The sequence below is a fragment of the Streptococcus moroccensis genome (assembly GCF_030812835.1).
Classification (GTDB): domain Bacteria; phylum Bacillota; class Bacilli; order Lactobacillales; family Streptococcaceae; genus Streptococcus; species Streptococcus moroccensis.
On record NZ_JAUSTM010000001.1, the window covers coordinates 71,501 to 87,319 of the forward strand.

Below are 15,819 nucleotides of genomic sequence, written 5' to 3' on the forward strand. Positions count from 1 at the left end.
ATGCTCCGAAAATTTTTTCCCAATCAAACATATCGTCTCTCCTTTCTGTTTCATTAGTTAAGACGAAATATTCTGAATGTTTAAATTATAATACAAATGATTTAAATATCAAGGTATTTGTCTTAAAATCTGTCAGTAGTATAGCATTTCCAGAACTTTATGGTTACAACATTCATAAACGGTCGTCTTTTCATCACAAACGGTCAAGACTCCCCTTTTAATCTGACACCTATGAATGGGGAAAGCACTAACGGATTAAGCCAAATAAAAAAGCTGAACTCGCGTCTCAGCTTTTTCTGGAATTAAAAGGGATTAAAGAAACGTCCACCATTGGTAAAAAATAGCAGAAAAGTAAGGCATAAGATTGTCACTCCCAAAGCAATTGTGAGGTAATCGCTTCTCTTTAGGGGTTGGTAGCTGTACCACGTTCTTTTTTGGTGTTGGCCAAATCGGCGCAACTCCATGGCGGTCGAAATGGTTTCAATCCTACTTAGGGAGCTAAAAATCAGGGGAAGAACAATTTGAAGGTTGCCCTTAATCCGTTGCACAAATGTTGCTTTCTGAGATAATTCCAATCCTCTAGCCTCTTGGCTTTTTTTAATCATGCCATATTCTTCCTGTAAATCCGGCACGTAACGCAAGGCCAAGCTCACTGCATAGGCAATTTTATAGGACACACCGATCTGGTTTAAGCTTGAGGCGAATTGGCTAGGGTGTGTGGTCGTTAAGAAGAGAATCGCTAGGGGGACAGTAGATAAATATTTGATAAAAACATTAAAGAGGTAGAACAATTGTTCAGCAGTCACTGTAAACCGTCCCCATCCTTGGGCTATGACCGTTCGACTGCCATAGATTCCCACGCCGTACTCAGGACTGAAGAGGTAAATGGTCACTAAATTAAGAACCAAGAAAATACCGATAAAAATCAGAACAAAGCGAACTTGTCGCCATTTAATTCCTGAGAATTGAAAGAGGAGCAAACTCCCAAGAGAAACGGCTAGGATCAGACGTGTGTCATAGGTCGACATCACCGAAACTGACACAAGAATAAAGAAAATCAGTTTGCTGACCCCTGATAGCTGATGAATAAAGCTTTGCCCCGGCTGGTAACCAAGAACTTTGGAGTTAGAGGCCATGCGACTGATTCCTTTCTTTGTAAACATAAGAGAGCCCTACCGGATCAACGCCTAAGCGCTGAGCTAGGGTAAAGATACTAGTTTCCCGTAAATGGGACTGACGGACAAGATTCAGATTAGAAAGCACCTCAATGGGAGACTGGTCTGCCTTGATTTGACCGTCGACCAAAACCACACAGCGGTCACTATGTTCCAACATTAACTGCATGTCATGGGTAATCATGACAATGGTGTGACCCATTTGAGCTAATTGATCCAAAAATCGCATCATTTCTTTATAATGGGCCTGATCTTGTCCAGCCGTAGGCTCGTCAAGTAAAAGTACCTTAGCTCCTAGAACCATGATGGAAGCGATGGTGACCCGTTTTTTTTGGCCATAGGACAAGGCTGAGATGGGCCATTTTCGCATGGCGTAAAGTCCACAAATGTTTAAAACATCATGCACGCGCCGCTCAATCTCTGATTCCTCGACGCCTCTTAACCGTAATCCTAGCGCAACCTCATCATAAATCATGGTTTGGCTGATCATCTGGTTAGGATTTTGAAGCACATAGCCGATACGCTCTGCCCGCTCCTTGATGGAATCGCCTGTGATGGACTGACCTTCCCAGAGAAATTCACCCTCTGCCTCCACAAACTGGCACAGGACCTTGGCTAAGGTCGATTTTCCAGCTCCATTTTTGCCGACGATAGCCAGACGCTCTCCTGCGTGTAAATCCAAGGTAATCCCTTTGAGAATCGGCTGCTCAGTATAGCCGAAGGTAAGGTTTCGTACAGTAAGGAGCGGTTCTTTGCTATTGTTTTGAGGAACGGTGCTCTGAGGCAACTGCGGGATAGTGACAGCAGTTAAATCTAATTGAGATAACTGATCCAGAGGCTTATCACTAGTTAGGTCATAGCCTAAGTCTCGCAAAACAGAGAGATAAAGAGGCTCTCGGATACCATGCTCTGTCAGCAAAGTCGTCGCCAGTAGGGACTGCGGTGCACCATTAAACACAATCTTCCCATCATCAATCAAGATAACCCTATCTAACTGGAGGGCTAAAACTTCCTCTAAGCGGTGTTCTATGATTAGAGTAGTTGCCTTGGTTGACTCCTGTAGTCGTTGAATCAGCGCGATGGTATCCCGACCGGCCTGTGGATCAAGGTTGGCTAAAGGCTCATCAAAAAGAAGAATCGGGCTTTCATCAATTAGAACCCCTGCCAAACTGACCCGCTGTTTTTGACCACCTGATAAGTCCTGAGGTCGATGGTCTAATAAATCGCTGAGTTCTAGTTGCTGCGCCCACTTAGCAATTTGCTTCTGCATTTCGTTCTGAGGCACCTGGTCATTTTCTAGAGCAAATGCCATATCTTCTGCTACGGATAAACCTATGAACTGGCCATCTGTATCTTGCAAAACGGTTGAAACGATTTGAGATTTATCATAAATAGACGATTCAAAGGCAGGTTTCCCAGCTAACAACAATTCCCCTGACAATTCTCCCTTATAAATGTGAGGAATGATGCCATTTAATAATTGCCCAATGGTAGATTTGCCTGAACCAGAAGGGCCTGCAATCAAGACTTTTTCCCCCTCATAAATCGTCATGTCTAATTGGTTAAGGGTCGGTTCTGCCTGAGCATCATATTGAAAGGTTAGATTTTTAAATTCGATTATCTTTTTCTTCATCCCTCTTATTGTAAACTAAAAAGGCTGAAATGTCAGCCTTTTTTGCCTTCCTATTTCCTATAACCCGCCATAGATTTTAGCTTACCAGAGACTCTTTGTGACCGCTAACTCATTTCCATTTTGAGTGACAACGACATCAAAATCTTTAGCTAAAGGAGCCATGTAGAGGTCGTATTGTTTTCGCCTATGAACATGCGTTTGCTCCACAAAATGCTTCTCTCTCCCTCGAAGGCTAGTGTCTCTTGCAAGGCGTCGATTCAATTCGGTATCAGCATTTGTCGTTAAAAAAATGGATAAATCAAAGAGTTCCGCCTCTAAAAAGGTTGCCGACATGCCTTCCACAATGGTCACCGGGCGATTTGCTACTATACGTTCTTGCGCCTGCCAAGGTGTTTCAATAGTTAAAATATCCATACCAGAAGCCAACATCTGCAAATCACGCTTCAAGCTGGATAGCTCGTGCCGCAAGGGATGGCATGCTGTAATAGCATGTTGAACCGTTTGCCCATCAATGTCATAGGATAACAAAGCATCTTGACTGTATTTCCCTAAAATAACATAGGGGTCTGTCCCTAGTAGATTAGCCTGGCCTTGGGGTAGCGACTGATACAGGTCTGTCGCTAAGGTCGATTTGCCTGAGCCACCATGTCCACAAATCCGAATGACTGAACGCTCTCTTGTTTTTACCCATGCTAGAATGTCTTCTAAAAGCTCCTGCATTTTAAATTTCCTCCGCAAAGGACAGCGCTAATGCCATGGCTAAAGCTGCGATTTTATCCTTTTCATCAAGGTCTGCCGTGTTGGACAGGCTTCTCGGATTCCAAGCTTCTTCCGATAAATGGTCTGCCGCATAAAAGAAATGGCAGACATTGATCTGGCGAAAATCAGCCCAGGCAGCGACAGCTGAAGCCTCCATATCAACACAGATAGCTCCTAAGTCTTTACAATGATTCAGTTTTCCAATCGTTTCTCGGTAAATACCATCTGTCGTCCAGACCTTTCCGGTAGTATAGCTAATGCCTTTTTCTTTGAGAAAGGCTAAAAATTGCTCTTGTGTGTGTTGGTTGACAAGGATTTCATCTGACAGGGGAGCATAATGAAAAGACGTCCCTTCGTCACGAATCGCCATGGTTGGTACAATAATCGACGTTTCCTTAATACTTTCCTCCAAAACACCACACGTACCAAAAAGAACCAAGGTCTCCATACCCATAGCAGCCAAATCTTCTAAAATAGCGACACAGGCAGGCGCTCCAACGACAGAATTAAATAATCCAATCTTCTGACTATTGACATCTGCAACATAAATCGGAATTTCCTGATTCGCAATCGCTGTTCGAGTCAATTCCTGTCCCGAAAAATCAGTAACCAATCTCCTGAAGGTCTCTCTCGCAAAACAAGACACCACGACCTTTGGAAAATCCTCTATTTTCGGGTTCAAGTCTTCTGGATTAATAATCGCCTTTTTCTCCGAATCAAAAGCTGTCAAAATCATACCTGTTCCTCCTTCTGCCTCATTATTCTAAGCCATTTCTTGGCCCCTTAAAAGATTTTTGAAGAATGCCCTATTCTACCATGGAGAATTCTTAAAGGCAAGCACTTTTTAAGAAAAAGAAGGAAAGCAAACACTCTAAGAGAGTGTTGGTATCTCCTAAATTGAAATAGACTTTTATGCTCCCTATTGGGCTACAACGGACGCTAGCAAAATCTATGACTTTTTTAACACCCCACGGCCTGATTTAGGGCTAGCTAGGACAGCTTTCTGCCTAACTTTTAACCTTTCAAATAATGACTGCTATGATAGGCCCTAAAACGAACACCCTAAAAAAGCTTGAGACGTTTTTGCCCCAAGCCAATTAAAGTATCTCAATTCTAGTCTAAAGTTTTGTTTAATGTCTCTTCTACTTGCTTATACTGGGCTTCTAGAGCAGCCTTTTTCTGACGCTTTCTATAATAGATAAGCAATTGAAGGACAAGCTGTACCAATAGCACTGCTAGGAAAAAGACCCCAACAACAGTTAAAAAAGTGGTGTCCCAAGGATTGACATACTGCCTCTCCTTAGCTTGATACTGAAAGATGGCAAAAACGCCTGTCAGCAAAACACTAGAAAAGAGAGCGACCTTCCAACCACCCGTTTTTTCCACTGCGATATTAACACCCAAGCGAATATGCCGAACAAGGCTATACAGTATGGCCACTCCTAAACAAATCAATTCTGTTACATAGGAAACCAGTTCCCAATCATAGATAAACATTTTGACAATCACTGATCCTAATAGTATGAGAATTAATAGATAAACCATCTCTGTCATAATCTGTTGGTGCATGCTAATCTGACGATTGGCTCGATCACTCTGTTTTATCGGTTCATTCATAAGGAATTCCTTTTCTTTCTCCATTTTTCCTTATTATACCGTAATTTTTGAGGTAATCCTAGACCTAGATAGCAGAAAAAATAAATGAAACTGTAAATCTTTTCATTGTCTTTAGGACAAATAAAAGCTCAGCGACAGCTGAGCTTTCATTCTTACAATAGGTTTATGCTTGCATAACAGCTTCTGGTAAGGTTTCACCAATTTCAGCTAGACGCGCCACAACCTCTTCACGCGAAAGATTATGTTCTGCGACGTAACGGTTTTTCTCATGGACGCGACACTCTGCGGAACACCCGCGGAGGTACTTATGCTCATTTGCTTCAGACGTTAGCATACGGCGGTTACAAAATGGATTGCCACAGTTGACATAGCGTTCACAAGGCGTCCCGTCAAACCAGTCTTTTCCGACAACTGTTGGATCAACGTGGTTGATGTCAACAGCAATACGTTCATCAAAGACATACATCTTACCATCCCAAAGCTCGCCTTGAACTTCTGGATCTTTACCGTAGGTAGCGATACCACCGTGTAATTGGCCAACATTCTTGTAGCCTTCACGGACCATCCAGCCAGAGAATTTTTCACAGCGAACGCCACCTGTACAGTAGACAACTACACGTTTGTCCATGAATTTTTCCTTGTTGTCACGTACCCATTGTGGAAGCTCACGGAAGTTACGAATATCCGGACGGATAGAGCCACGGAAATGCCCGAGATCGTATTCGTAGTCATTACGCGTATCGAGGACAACTGTGTCCTCATCGAGAAGTGCTTCTTTAAACTGTTTAGGATTGAGGTACTCACCTGTTGTTTCAAGTGGATTGATGTCGTTATCAAAGTCGTTATCCTCCAGTCCAAGGTGAACGATCTCTTTTTTGTAACGCACATGCATTTTCTTAAAGGCATCTTGATTTTCTTCATCAATTTTAAACCAGAGGTCTGCGAAGCGCTCATCACTGTGAACCCAGTCCATATATTTTTGAGTGGTTTCGTAGTCTCCTGAAACAGTTCCGTTAATGCCCTCATCAGCAATCAAGATACGCCCTTTAAGACCGATCGATTTGCAAAATTCTAAGTGCTCTTGTGTGTAAGCCTCGGCATTTTCAATAGGAACATACTTGTAGTAAAGTAATACACGAATATCTGACATTTTTGTCTCCTTTTTGCCTGTTGCAGTCAGGCTTATTGTATGAAAATGAAACTTTTCATCTTTTTTATTATAAACACTTTTCAAGGATTCTAAAACTATTTTGCTTATAAAAAAAGAAGACTGAGAAAGAAAACCTTTTGGCATTCTTTTCAGCATTCTTTTGTCTGTATCATGGTTAATCCTTTGTTAAAGATCCTGATTTGACACGTGTCTTAGCATAGATGGCCAAGAGAGCCGTTCCAGCTAAAGCAACTGTTATAGCGTTGGATAAGCCAGCTACTAAGCCCTGTGTGAAAACCTTAGATGAAGGCTCGCTGTAGATGACAATATCACCGATCGGTGCCAGAATCCCCCAGGCGATGACGACACCTACCAGAGTCCCTACAATTGTCAAAATGATGTCTTTTTGCGTATAGATGCCTGATTCGATGCGAAGCTTTTTGCCCACAAAACCTAGGATCAAGCCAAAAACGCCAGCAGCGAGGATCCAAGACCACCATGGACTACCATAAGCAGTAAAATCAATGAGAGTTGACCCTAAAAATGCAATCAGAAAACCTGCCAAAGGCCCATAAAGAACAGCAAACAAGGCCAGAACAGCATACTGCAACTGAATATTCGTGTTGGGAATTCCCGTTGGAATGCTGATAAAGCGACCAATTAAGAAGAAGAGGGCTGCCCCAATCCCAATGGCAACGACGGTTTTAATAGGTATATCTTTCATAATAAACTCCTAAATTTTTTTAAATTCAATCTGCCAGTTAGCTCCGACAGAAACATTATAGGCTTTGGCAAATGAGCCTTGATTAATGGCCACTCCTACACAATAAACCGAATTAATGTAGATAATCGGTTGACCGATACGAACATCAGCAAACGATTTGCCGTAAATGACCTGGTTTTGATAGACCAACATGTCATTGTTGTAAATGGTGACTTCAAAGCGATCGCCAAATTCTGGGTTCAAATGGTAAAATTCCGACCGGCTAATCGAGGTCCACAAAGATCCAAAACGGACATCCAAAATGTCAATAGCACCTTTAACCGAATGGTCCGTCACAACTGTCTCAACCGTTGGAATTTCAACAATATGCTCTACTGAAAGTTCTGGACCGACGTCCTCAAAGCGAATATGCCCACTGGCTAACTTAGCACCCGTATAAGCATAAACATCTCGCCCATGGAAGGTATAGGAATCTTCCGTATTTTTACGACGATTTTCAACTTCAGAAATTTCGCGAACAGCCTTGATGCCCACGAATTTTTTCAAATAACTAAGTGTACCATTATCTGGCGTCACAATGTATTGATTTTTCTCAGTAAGGGCTACAACACTTTTGCGTTTTGAGCCCACTCCAGGATCCACTACCGATACAAATGTCGTGCCTTCTGGCCAATATTCAACCGTTTGAAACAACCGATAAGACGCTTCAAAGATGTGATAGGGTGTGATGTCATGTGTTAAATTATGGACAACCAAGGTAGGATCTTCTTGCAAAGCAACCCCAATCATGGCCGCTACAGCTCCATCCACTAACCCGAAATCCGACTGTAAAACCAAGAGATGATTAGACATAGAACCTCCTTAAATAATGTCCTTTCATTCTACCATAAAAGCTTTTGTTAGAATAATAGTTCTTAACTATACAAGGTTATAGGCAGGAGGGTAGCTCACTTATATTTGCCCTTTGATATTCCATATCCCTATCACTCCTGACAACCCTACCCATAATTTGTCTAACACAGGAGAAGAGGCTGAGATTAAGAATCCCAACCTCCTCATTTTACATCATTTATTAAACCATTTGCATGGCGTAACCGACTCCTCTCACCGTCTCGATATAAGACGGTTGATTTGGCCGATCAATCTTGCTTCTTAAATAGCGAATATAGACGTCAACAACATTGGTTTCAGTTGCTGATTCGTACTTCCAAACCTGCTCCAGCAATTGTTCTCGGGTCAATGGTTTCCCTTGACTCATCAGTGTGGCCAGAAGGTCATATTCCCGTCGCGTCAGCAAAATCTGCTCATCACCACGGAAAACCGTATGATTTTCAGTATCAATCCTCAAGTCCTTAAAACTGGTCCTTGTTTGGATGAATTGACAATGTTGATCAATGAATTCCCGACCTCTGAAAATCCGATGAATTTGGTCAATCAACTCCTCCATGATGAGAGGTCTAATTGCTATAGCAACAGCGTATTGACCGATGATTTCCTGATGCTTTTCAGCCTCCTCTCGATCTGCAATCACTATCAGTACGGAAGCTGGCTTAAGAAGGCTTAACTGCTCAGCAAAAGCCTTGCTGGTCATATCGGTCAGCACAAAATCCACCAAAATGAGGTCATAGTCGCGTTCTCCAAGAAACGTGAGCCCTGACGTTCCATCATCGACCACGTCTACCAGAAATTCAATTTTTTGAAGTTCCATCGAAGTGAACTGGGCCAAACCCCTTTCCTTAGAAACGATGAGGATTTTTTTCGTCATAGCTTATTTCTCATCATACCATGAGTAATGGAAGATGCCTTCTTTGTCTTTACGCTCATATGTGTGCGCACCAAAGTAATCGCGTTGGGCTTGAATCAAGTTCGCTGGAAGGTCCGCTGCACGGTAGCTATCAAAGTAAGAAATCGCACTTGAGAAAGTTGGTACCGGAACTCCTGCTTGAACCGCAATGGCTACCACATCACGGACAGCCTGTTGGTATTTAGCCGTGATATCCATGAAGTACTCATCAAGAAGCAAGTTAGCAAGATCTGCATCACGTCCATAAGCATCTGTGATTTTTTGCAAGAAACGCGCACGAATGATACAACCTGCACGCCAGATTGATGCAATTTCACCAAATGGAAGATCCCAGTTATACTCTTTGGAAGCGACACGCAATTGGGCAAACCCTTGGGCATAAGACATGATTTTTGAGAAGTAAAGGGCTTGACGGATTTTTTCAATCAACTCAGCCTTGTCCCCGTCATACTGATAAGGAGCTGGTGCTGGCAAGACCTTGCTTGCAGCAACACGTTCATCCTTATAAGTGGAGATGTAACGTGCAAAGACAGATTCCGTAATCAGAGACAATGGCACACCAAGGTCAAGTGATGATTGGCTAGTCCATTTACCTGTTCCCTTGTTACCTGCAGCATCTAAGATATAGTCTACGATTGGTCCGTCTTGACCTTCGTCATCTTTACGTGTCAAGATATCTGATGTGATTTCGATTAGGTAGCTATCCAGTTCACCTTTGTTCCACTCTGTGAAGACGTCAGCCATCTCAGCGGTAGATAAACCGAGCAAGTTTTTCATCAAGTCATAAGACTCAGCGATGAGTTGCATATCCCCATATTCGATACCATTGTGGACCATTTTGACATAATGACCAGCACCGTCTGGACCGATATAGGTCACACATGGTGCGCCGTCTTCCGGAGCTTTGGCAGAGATTTCTTCTAAGACATCAGCAACCAATTCATAGGCTTCTTTTTGACCACCAGGCATGATTGATGGGCCTTCAAGGGCACCTTTTTCACCACCAGAAACCCCTGTACCGATAAAGTTAATGCCAGAATCTGCCAATTCTTTTGAACGGCGAATGGTGTCTTCAAAGTATGTATTCCCACCATCAATTAAAATATCACCCTTATCAAGGTAAGGCAAAAGTGATTGAATCGTTGCATCAGTCCCTTTACCAGCCTGAACCATGAGCATGATACGACGCGGTGTTTCAATAGAGTTTACAAAGCTTTCCACATCGTAGCTTGGCAAAAGGTTTTTACCAGGATTGCTTGCAACGACGTCCTCAGTCTTGTCACTTGAGCGGTTATAGATAGCCACTTTGTAGCCACGTGATTCTACGTTAAGGGCTAAGTTACGGCCCATAACAGCCATCCCTACTACACCAAAGTTTGCTTTAGTCATTAAATGATACTCCTCATTCCAAATTTATTCTATTATACACTTTCAAAAGTCCTATTTCAAGGATTTTGAAATATTCTGAACTTTTACTACTCTTGGTCAAATAAGCCAGACAGACCAGCAAATGGTGAATTAGCTTCTTTTTTCTCAGCTTGGCTGATAGCATATTCTTCTTCTGATAAGACTTGCCAATCCTGACCTTCTGGGTAAGCATCATCAGCTTCTTCAGAAGGGGTTAAAACTTTAAGAGGAACGCTTAGCAGAATATTATCAGCCACACTTTCTGCCAGATCTATCTCGTCTCCTTCAACCACCAAGATCAAATCCGCTTCAACATCTCCAGCAAGACTTTCTAAATCTGCTGCCTCCATAAAAATTTCTGAAACAGGATAACTTTCTGTCATCAAGACTGGTTCCATTGAACGACTTGACGGTAGGGTCATTTGGTAGGATAACAGATAATCCAAAAAGTACATCTTGTTGTCATACTTGACTTGGCCAGTTGCCTCAACGTCTAGTAAATCAAGAATATCAGGATTGCGACTTTGGAGATCAGCTTTGAGATCTAGTTTTTCAGAGAAATTTACTCCCTCTGGATTTTTTTTGATATCTAATAATCGAAACATTTTTTCCTTCTTACATTTGGCGCAGACGCGCAATGCGATCTGCAATCGGTGGATGTGTGTAAAAGAGTTTTTGAAGCCCACCTTTTTTCTTAGGGTCATTGATATAAAGGGCTGCGCTAGCATCATCTACAGGCCGTGACATGGGCTTGCTTTGATCTAACTTTTGCAAAGCACGGATCATTCCTTCGGGATTGCGGGTTAATTCAACCGAAGAGGCATCTGCAAGATACTCTCGTTGCCGTGAAATGGCTAATTGAACCAAGGTGGCTGCTAAAGGGGCTAAAACAACAGCAAGCAACGATAGAACGAGAATGATGACTTGAAAACCATCGCCTCCACTATCACGGTTATTGCGTCTATTGCGACCGCCACCATACCACATCATACGTTGGCTCATCGAGGCCAACATGGTGATAGCTGAGCTAAGAGCCACTGCTATGGTTGAAATCCGAATATCATAATTTCGGATGTGACTGATTTCATGCCCCATAACTGCTTCGAGTTCTTCCCGATTCATCGTTCTCAACAGTCCCGTCGTTGCCGCTACTGCAGCATTTTCAGGTTTTGAGCCTGTTGCAAATGCATTTAAAGCATCGTCCTCAATGACAAAGACACGAGGCATGGGAACATTGGCCACTAAGGCCATATCTTCCACAATATGATACAGTTCCGGTGCTTGATCGGCGGTCACTTCCTTAGCATTATTCATGGACATGACCACATTGGTGGATTGAAAAATCATAGCCAGAGCATAAACTGCTCCGACAATAAGAGCCATAACAGTACCTACAGGACCAGATTCCAACCAAAGATAACCCACACCATACCCCACCAAGGCGAGCAAGCTAAAAAAGGCTAGTAAGAGGACGATGGTCCTACGTTTATTGGCTGAAATTTGGTCATAAAGCATATTAGTCACCTAATCCATTAGGGCCAAAATCAACTTTTGGAACCACTTTTTCCTCTTCAGGAATTGCTAAGAAAATGCTTGGTTGGAAACCAAAGAATTTGGCAAAAATATTACTTGGAAACGTTTGTAATTTGGCATTATAGTTTCCAGTGGTTGAGTTGAACAATTGACGAGAATAAGCAATCTTGTTTTCAGTGTTGGTCAATTCTTCTTGAAGCTTAGTATAGTTAGCTGATGCTTTTAAATCGGGATAAGCTTCTGCAACAGCCATAAGCCCTGTTACTTGACGGCTCAATTCATCACTTGCTTCCATCTTCTCAGCAGGTGTTGCCCCACTAGCAACCTTATTGCGCAGTTGAATCACTTTTTCCAAAGTCTCTTGCTCATATTTTCCATAGCCCTTGACCGTTTCAATCAAGTTAGGAATTAAGTCATTCCGACGTTTTAATTGCACATCGATTTGACTCCAAGCTTCCTCTGTATGCATACGACTGCGGACAAGACCGTTATACATGGAAATCCCCCATGCCACTAAGGCCACTAAAACAATTAGAACAATGATAATATCCATTTTGAGTCTCCTTTATTTTACTATTCCTATTATATCAAAAATACTTAAATTTATGATAAAATGGGTGTAGTTTAAGAGAAAAGGATACCCTATGACACCTGACCGTTTTTACCAGCTCCTTGCTGACCAAGGCTTTTTATTGACTGATCATCAAAAAGCACAATTTGAAGCCTATTTCGAGCACTTAGTCACTTGGAATCAAAAAATGAACTTGACTGCCATTACAGATAAGGAAGAGGTCTATCTCAAGCACTTTTATGATTCCCTCGCTCCAGTTCTCCAAGGTATTATCAAGAATGAGCCTGTTCGCCTGTTAGATATTGGAGCTGGTGCAGGTTTCCCGAGCCTGCCGATGAAAATCCTCTGTCCTAATTTGGACGTTACCATTGTGGATTCTTTGAACAAACGCATTACCTTCTTGAATTCCCTAGCAGAGACCTTGGGACTCTCTCACGTCCACTTCTACCATGGCAGGGCTGAAGATTTAGGGCAACAAAGCGAGTTTCGGGCCCAGTTTGACCTCGTAACAGCTCGAGCTGTTGCTCGCATGCAAGTTTTGAGCGAATTGACCATTCCTTTCTTGAAAGTTGGTGGACAGCTCATTGCCCTTAAAGCAAGTTCGGCTGACCAAGAAAATGCTGACGCCAAACAGGCCCTCAATCTTCTTTTTAGTCAGCTGACTACAAGTACTGATTATCAGCTACCAAACGGAGACCCTAGAAATCTAACCGTAGTTACCAAAAAGAAAGAAACACCAAAAAAATACCCGCGTAAAGCAGGTACTCCAAACAAAAATCCTCTCTGATACTCAATCATATCACTGAGATAGACAGAGCATATCCAGATTGACTACAATAAGACAGCAGAATCTCAGCCTAATTGTTCAAACGTATGAGATCGTTAAACCCTAGTTTTTTTTGTCAACAGGACATTACGAAGTTCTACCAAGGATTTAAAGAGTTGATTTTTTGCGAGCTAAGCGAGCAATTATTGAAACTTGGGTTTGGAATCCCGAAGGGAGTCGCTATCGTCTGCTAAAACGATCCAGTGGATCGTTTTAAGTTTGAGCCTGAAAACTAGAATGCGAGAAACCTAAGGAAAGTTTCAAAAGAGACTTTGTCTTCAATCTGAAACCGCCGTTGATTAGCAACGACGGTTTTTTGTCATATGAACGCTTCTTAATCCTTGGATTCCTCTGTCATGGTTAATTTGACAGGTTCTTGGCTTGCTTTTTCCAAGGCATCAGTGACTGTCTTAGCGTAAATGTCTTGACCTTCACTAATACTATCTGCATCATTACCAAAATGGACATAATCCGTAAAATGCCAGATTTGTGGAGAGTTACTAGCAACCTTATGCCAGTCTGCTACTGTAATCCAACTGTTTTTCTGAGCCAACTCCAACTCATAATCTCTGGTAACATTTGGTAAGGCCTCAGGATTACCAGCCACACGACCATCGTATGGTGTCACTAGGATTAGGCGATGACCTTGAGGAACCGTCTTGACGATGTTATCCAAAACTTCTTGGTAATTGGTAATGGGATTTGTTCCTGCAGCAATCACAATGTTTTGAGGCAAGGTTTGATTTTTAATGCTCTCTTGGAGGAATTCATAAGCTCCTTCCAGTGTTCGGCTAACCTCTCCTTCAACAATAACGCCGTCAATGGCGGCTGATAAGCCATCGCTAGCTCGAAGTGCCACAGAATCACCAATGACAACCGTTCCTTCCATGACACCATAATCTGAGGCCACTTTGTTATCCACTAAGGAGCGGGTCTGAAGCATCTTGGTATCTGCTTGTTCTAGTCCTTTGAGCATGAGGTCTTTTTCCAAGGCACCGATACGTGGCGAAAAGGCTGATAGCCCAATGGTAAACAAGGCAAATATAGACGCAATAATAGCCAATGGTTTTTTAGCACTATTAAGATCCAGTTCAACACCCATCAGAGTGACAGGTTTCCCAATTAGTAAAGGCTCTAAAATATAAAACGACAGGCTAGCAAATGCTATCGAGAAAAGCAGAGACAGACCAATGGCAATCCCTTTGTTGGCCATCTCTGAGAAAATAATAAGGAAGGGCCAATGAAAGAGATAGACACCATAACTTATATTGGCCAAGTATCCTAATACAGCAGGTTCTGCTATCGTTGGCGTTTTGTCATGAAGCAGACGAAGGGAGAAAATCAAAACAATGGTCGCAAGACTGGCTAAGATAAACCCTACCCAGTAGGTCCAGAGGCTTTCAAACTTTGCCGTAAATGTTAGAATCCCTAAAACCAAGACAGCTCCAACGATAAGACCGATGTGTTTCTTGGTATCCAATTTTTGTACAAATTGCTTGTAAGCTGTCGTAGTTTGTGCAACCCCTGTAAAGGTTGCTAGGATAGCACCCAAAAAGAAGGTAAAGCCATGTTTTCCAGTCGCATAATAAATGGAGGACAAATTATAACTGTTAAAGGTGCTCCAAATGAAACGTCCAAAAGTCATTAGGAAAAATAGACCAGATAAAGCAAATAAAAACCCTCTTAGCTGCTCCTTGGTTTTAGCCAAGCGACTCAGACCCCAAGTCAAGGCCCCCAAAACAATATAAAGTTGCACTTCCATCGCTAAGGTCCAGGTATGAACAAATAAGTGAGGAACGAATTGGTTCTCGTATGACCCACCTTGTGCAATTTCGAAATAATTCGTTACAAACCCAATGACTGCAGCAATCTGAGAGCCGATTCCTGCCCTAAAATCACTTCGGATTAAAAGGGTAAAGGGAATGACGACCCCAATCATCAGCAAGACTGGTGGCAAAATACGATAGAGCCTCCGCCTATAAAAGCCTAATAAGTCAATTGTTTCTGTTTTGGAAAATTCATCTAAAAAGATAGCTGTTGTTAAGAAACCTGAAAAGACTAGAAAGATATCTACCCCTAGAAAGCCTCCCTTAAAGATAGTTGGCGCAAAGTGGTAGAGTAAGACCAAGGACATCCCCAGGATTCTGACCAATGAAAACCATTTAATTCGCATCTTGGTAAGCTCCTTTCTCAAAGACTCCTTCGTAGACTACCCCATTTTCAGTCGTCAACTTGCCTTTGCCATGTGCTAAACCATTGACAAATTCCCCTTCGTAGCTCCAACCGGATTTAGCTCTAAACATTCCTTTTCCTTGAAAGGTTCCATTTGAAAAATCCCCCTCATAAGTATCGCCATTTGCAAAAGTCATCTTCCCTTGCCCAGTCATCTTTTGGCGGACTACCTGTCCTTCATAGACAATAGCACCATCGTTATAACTGGTTTTAACTGTCTTAGGAAAACTAAGAAGCAAGACAAAAAGACCACATAGGACAATTAGTCCCACAGCGGCGATTTCAAATGTTCGCCGATGCAAATGTGGTTTTATACGCTCATAATAATACTGAATCAATTCCATAATCTCAAAAACTCCTATACTTCAACCATTATACTATATTTCAG

General features: G+C 42.3%; 16 protein-coding genes. 1 reads left to right on the top strand and 15 read right to left on the bottom strand.

From position 1 onward, the window contains the following. Positions 1–302: 302 nt before the first annotated feature. From J2S23_RS00385 to J2S23_RS00445, 13 genes are all read right to left on the bottom strand, one after another. A complete protein-coding gene (locus tag J2S23_RS00385) occupies positions 303–1,136 on the bottom strand; it encodes an energy-coupling factor transporter transmembrane component T family protein (protein ID WP_307120903.1) in 834 nt (277 codons plus the stop codon). Further along, the gene (locus J2S23_RS00390; protein WP_307120786.1) at positions 1,126–2,808 is read right to left on the bottom strand and encodes an ABC transporter ATP-binding protein; all 1,683 of its coding nucleotides are present in this window, start codon (positions 2,806–2,808) and stop codon (positions 1,126–1,128) included. The genes J2S23_RS00385 and J2S23_RS00390 overlap by 11 nt, the downstream gene beginning before the upstream one ends. A gap of 81 nt (positions 2,809–2,889) precedes the next feature. Beyond that, the gene (locus tag J2S23_RS00395; RefSeq protein ID WP_307120787.1) at positions 2,890–3,528 is read right to left on the bottom strand and encodes a uridine kinase family protein; all 639 of its coding nucleotides are present in this window, start codon (positions 3,526–3,528) and stop codon (positions 2,890–2,892) included. Between the two features lies 1 nt (position 3,529). Further along, positions 3,530–4,303, bottom strand: a complete 774-nt coding sequence (locus tag J2S23_RS00400) for a nucleoside phosphorylase (RefSeq protein ID WP_307120788.1) — start codon at positions 4,301–4,303, stop codon at positions 3,530–3,532. Positions 4,304–4,680: 377 nt separating this feature from the next. Further along, the gene (locus J2S23_RS00405; RefSeq protein ID WP_307120789.1) at positions 4,681–5,184 is read right to left on the bottom strand and encodes a DUF6773 family protein; all 504 of its coding nucleotides are present in this window, start codon (positions 5,182–5,184) and stop codon (positions 4,681–4,683) included. A gap of 163 nt (positions 5,185–5,347) precedes the next feature. Beyond that, complete coding sequence (gene trhO / locus J2S23_RS00410) at positions 5,348–6,334, bottom strand: oxygen-dependent tRNA uridine(34) hydroxylase TrhO (RefSeq protein ID WP_307120790.1); 987 nt, start codon at positions 6,332–6,334, stop codon at positions 5,348–5,350. Between the two features lie 175 nt (positions 6,335–6,509). Further along, the gene (locus J2S23_RS00415; RefSeq protein WP_307120791.1) at positions 6,510–7,058 is read right to left on the bottom strand and encodes an ECF-type riboflavin transporter substrate-binding protein; all 549 of its coding nucleotides are present in this window, start codon (positions 7,056–7,058) and stop codon (positions 6,510–6,512) included. 9 nt (positions 7,059–7,067) lie between these two features. After that, positions 7,068–7,910, bottom strand: coding sequence for an SAM hydrolase/SAM-dependent halogenase family protein (locus tag J2S23_RS00420; protein WP_307120792.1), 843 nt, complete (start codon positions 7,908–7,910; stop codon positions 7,068–7,070). Positions 7,911–8,130: 220 nt separating this feature from the next. Then, complete coding sequence (locus J2S23_RS00425) at positions 8,131–8,823, bottom strand: winged helix-turn-helix transcriptional regulator (RefSeq protein WP_307120793.1); 693 nt, start codon at positions 8,821–8,823, stop codon at positions 8,131–8,133. Between the two features lie 3 nt (positions 8,824–8,826). Next, positions 8,827–10,251, bottom strand: a complete 1,425-nt coding sequence (gnd, locus tag J2S23_RS00430) for an NADP-dependent phosphogluconate dehydrogenase (RefSeq protein WP_307120794.1) — start codon at positions 10,249–10,251, stop codon at positions 8,827–8,829. A gap of 86 nt (positions 10,252–10,337) precedes the next feature. After that, on the bottom strand, positions 10,338–10,874 hold the full coding sequence (locus tag J2S23_RS00435; protein WP_307120795.1) for a DUF177 domain-containing protein: 537 nt from the start codon (positions 10,872–10,874) through the stop codon (positions 10,338–10,340). 10 nt (positions 10,875–10,884) lie between these two features. Then, entirely contained in the window at positions 10,885–11,784 is a 900-nt protein-coding gene (htpX, locus tag J2S23_RS00440; RefSeq protein WP_307120796.1) for a zinc metalloprotease HtpX, read from the bottom strand. Between the two features lies 1 nt (position 11,785). Further along, a complete protein-coding gene (locus J2S23_RS00445) occupies positions 11,786–12,355 on the bottom strand; it encodes a LemA family protein (RefSeq protein WP_307120797.1) in 570 nt (189 codons plus the stop codon). 91 nt (positions 12,356–12,446) lie between these two features. On the opposite strand from J2S23_RS00445, the gene rsmG reads away from it, so the two are divergent. Then, positions 12,447–13,160, top strand: coding sequence for a 16S rRNA (guanine(527)-N(7))-methyltransferase RsmG (gene rsmG / locus J2S23_RS00450; RefSeq protein ID WP_307120798.1), 714 nt, complete (start codon positions 12,447–12,449; stop codon positions 13,158–13,160). Positions 13,161–13,533: 373 nt separating this feature from the next. On the opposite strand, the gene J2S23_RS00455 is transcribed toward rsmG, so the two are convergent. Both J2S23_RS00455 and J2S23_RS00460 read right to left on the bottom strand, forming a co-directional pair. Further along, entirely contained in the window at positions 13,534–15,372 is a 1,839-nt protein-coding gene (locus tag J2S23_RS00455; protein ID WP_307120799.1) for an acyltransferase family protein, read from the bottom strand. Continuing rightward, the gene (locus J2S23_RS00460) at positions 15,362–15,775 is read right to left on the bottom strand and encodes an MORN repeat-containing protein (RefSeq protein ID WP_307120800.1); all 414 of its coding nucleotides are present in this window, start codon (positions 15,773–15,775) and stop codon (positions 15,362–15,364) included. Before J2S23_RS00460 ends, J2S23_RS00455 begins: the two co-directional genes overlap by 11 nt. Between the last annotated feature and the right edge of the window lie 44 nt (positions 15,776–15,819).

Coding starts and splice junctions, on each gene's coding strand:
- J2S23_RS00385 (WP_307120903.1), bottom strand. CDS start 1,136: ATGGCCTCTAACTCCAAAGTTCTTGGTTACCAGCCGGGGCAAAGCTTT.
- J2S23_RS00390 (WP_307120786.1), bottom strand. CDS start 2,808: ATGAAGAAAAAGATAATCGAATTTAAAAATCTAACCTTTCAATATGAT.
- J2S23_RS00395 (WP_307120787.1), bottom strand. CDS start 3,528: ATGCAGGAGCTTTTAGAAGACATTCTAGCATGGGTAAAAACAAGAGAG.
- J2S23_RS00400 (WP_307120788.1), bottom strand. CDS start 4,303: ATGATTTTGACAGCTTTTGATTCGGAGAAAAAGGCGATTATTAATCCA.
- J2S23_RS00405 (WP_307120789.1), bottom strand. CDS start 5,184: ATGAATGAACCGATAAAACAGAGTGATCGAGCCAATCGTCAGATTAGC.
- trhO (WP_307120790.1), bottom strand. CDS start 6,334: ATGTCAGATATTCGTGTATTACTTTACTACAAGTATGTTCCTATTGAA.
- J2S23_RS00415 (WP_307120791.1), bottom strand. CDS start 7,058: ATGAAAGATATACCTATTAAAACCGTCGTTGCCATTGGGATTGGGGCA.
- J2S23_RS00420 (WP_307120792.1), bottom strand. CDS start 7,910: ATGTCTAATCATCTCTTGGTTTTACAGTCGGATTTCGGGTTAGTGGAT.
- J2S23_RS00425 (WP_307120793.1), bottom strand. CDS start 8,823: ATGACGAAAAAAATCCTCATCGTTTCTAAGGAAAGGGGTTTGGCCCAG.
- gnd (WP_307120794.1), bottom strand. CDS start 10,251: ATGACTAAAGCAAACTTTGGTGTAGTAGGGATGGCTGTTATGGGCCGT.
- J2S23_RS00435 (WP_307120795.1), bottom strand. CDS start 10,874: ATGTTTCGATTATTAGATATCAAAAAAAATCCAGAGGGAGTAAATTTC.
- htpX (WP_307120796.1), bottom strand. CDS start 11,784: ATGCTTTATGACCAAATTTCAGCCAATAAACGTAGGACCATCGTCCTC.
- J2S23_RS00445 (WP_307120797.1), bottom strand. CDS start 12,355: ATGGATATTATCATTGTTCTAATTGTTTTAGTGGCCTTAGTGGCATGG.
- rsmG (WP_307120798.1), top strand. CDS start 12,447: ATGACACCTGACCGTTTTTACCAGCTCCTTGCTGACCAAGGCTTTTTA.
- J2S23_RS00455 (WP_307120799.1), bottom strand. CDS start 15,372: ATGCGAATTAAATGGTTTTCATTGGTCAGAATCCTGGGGATGTCCTTG.
- J2S23_RS00460 (WP_307120800.1), bottom strand. CDS start 15,775: ATGGAATTGATTCAGTATTATTATGAGCGTATAAAACCACATTTGCAT.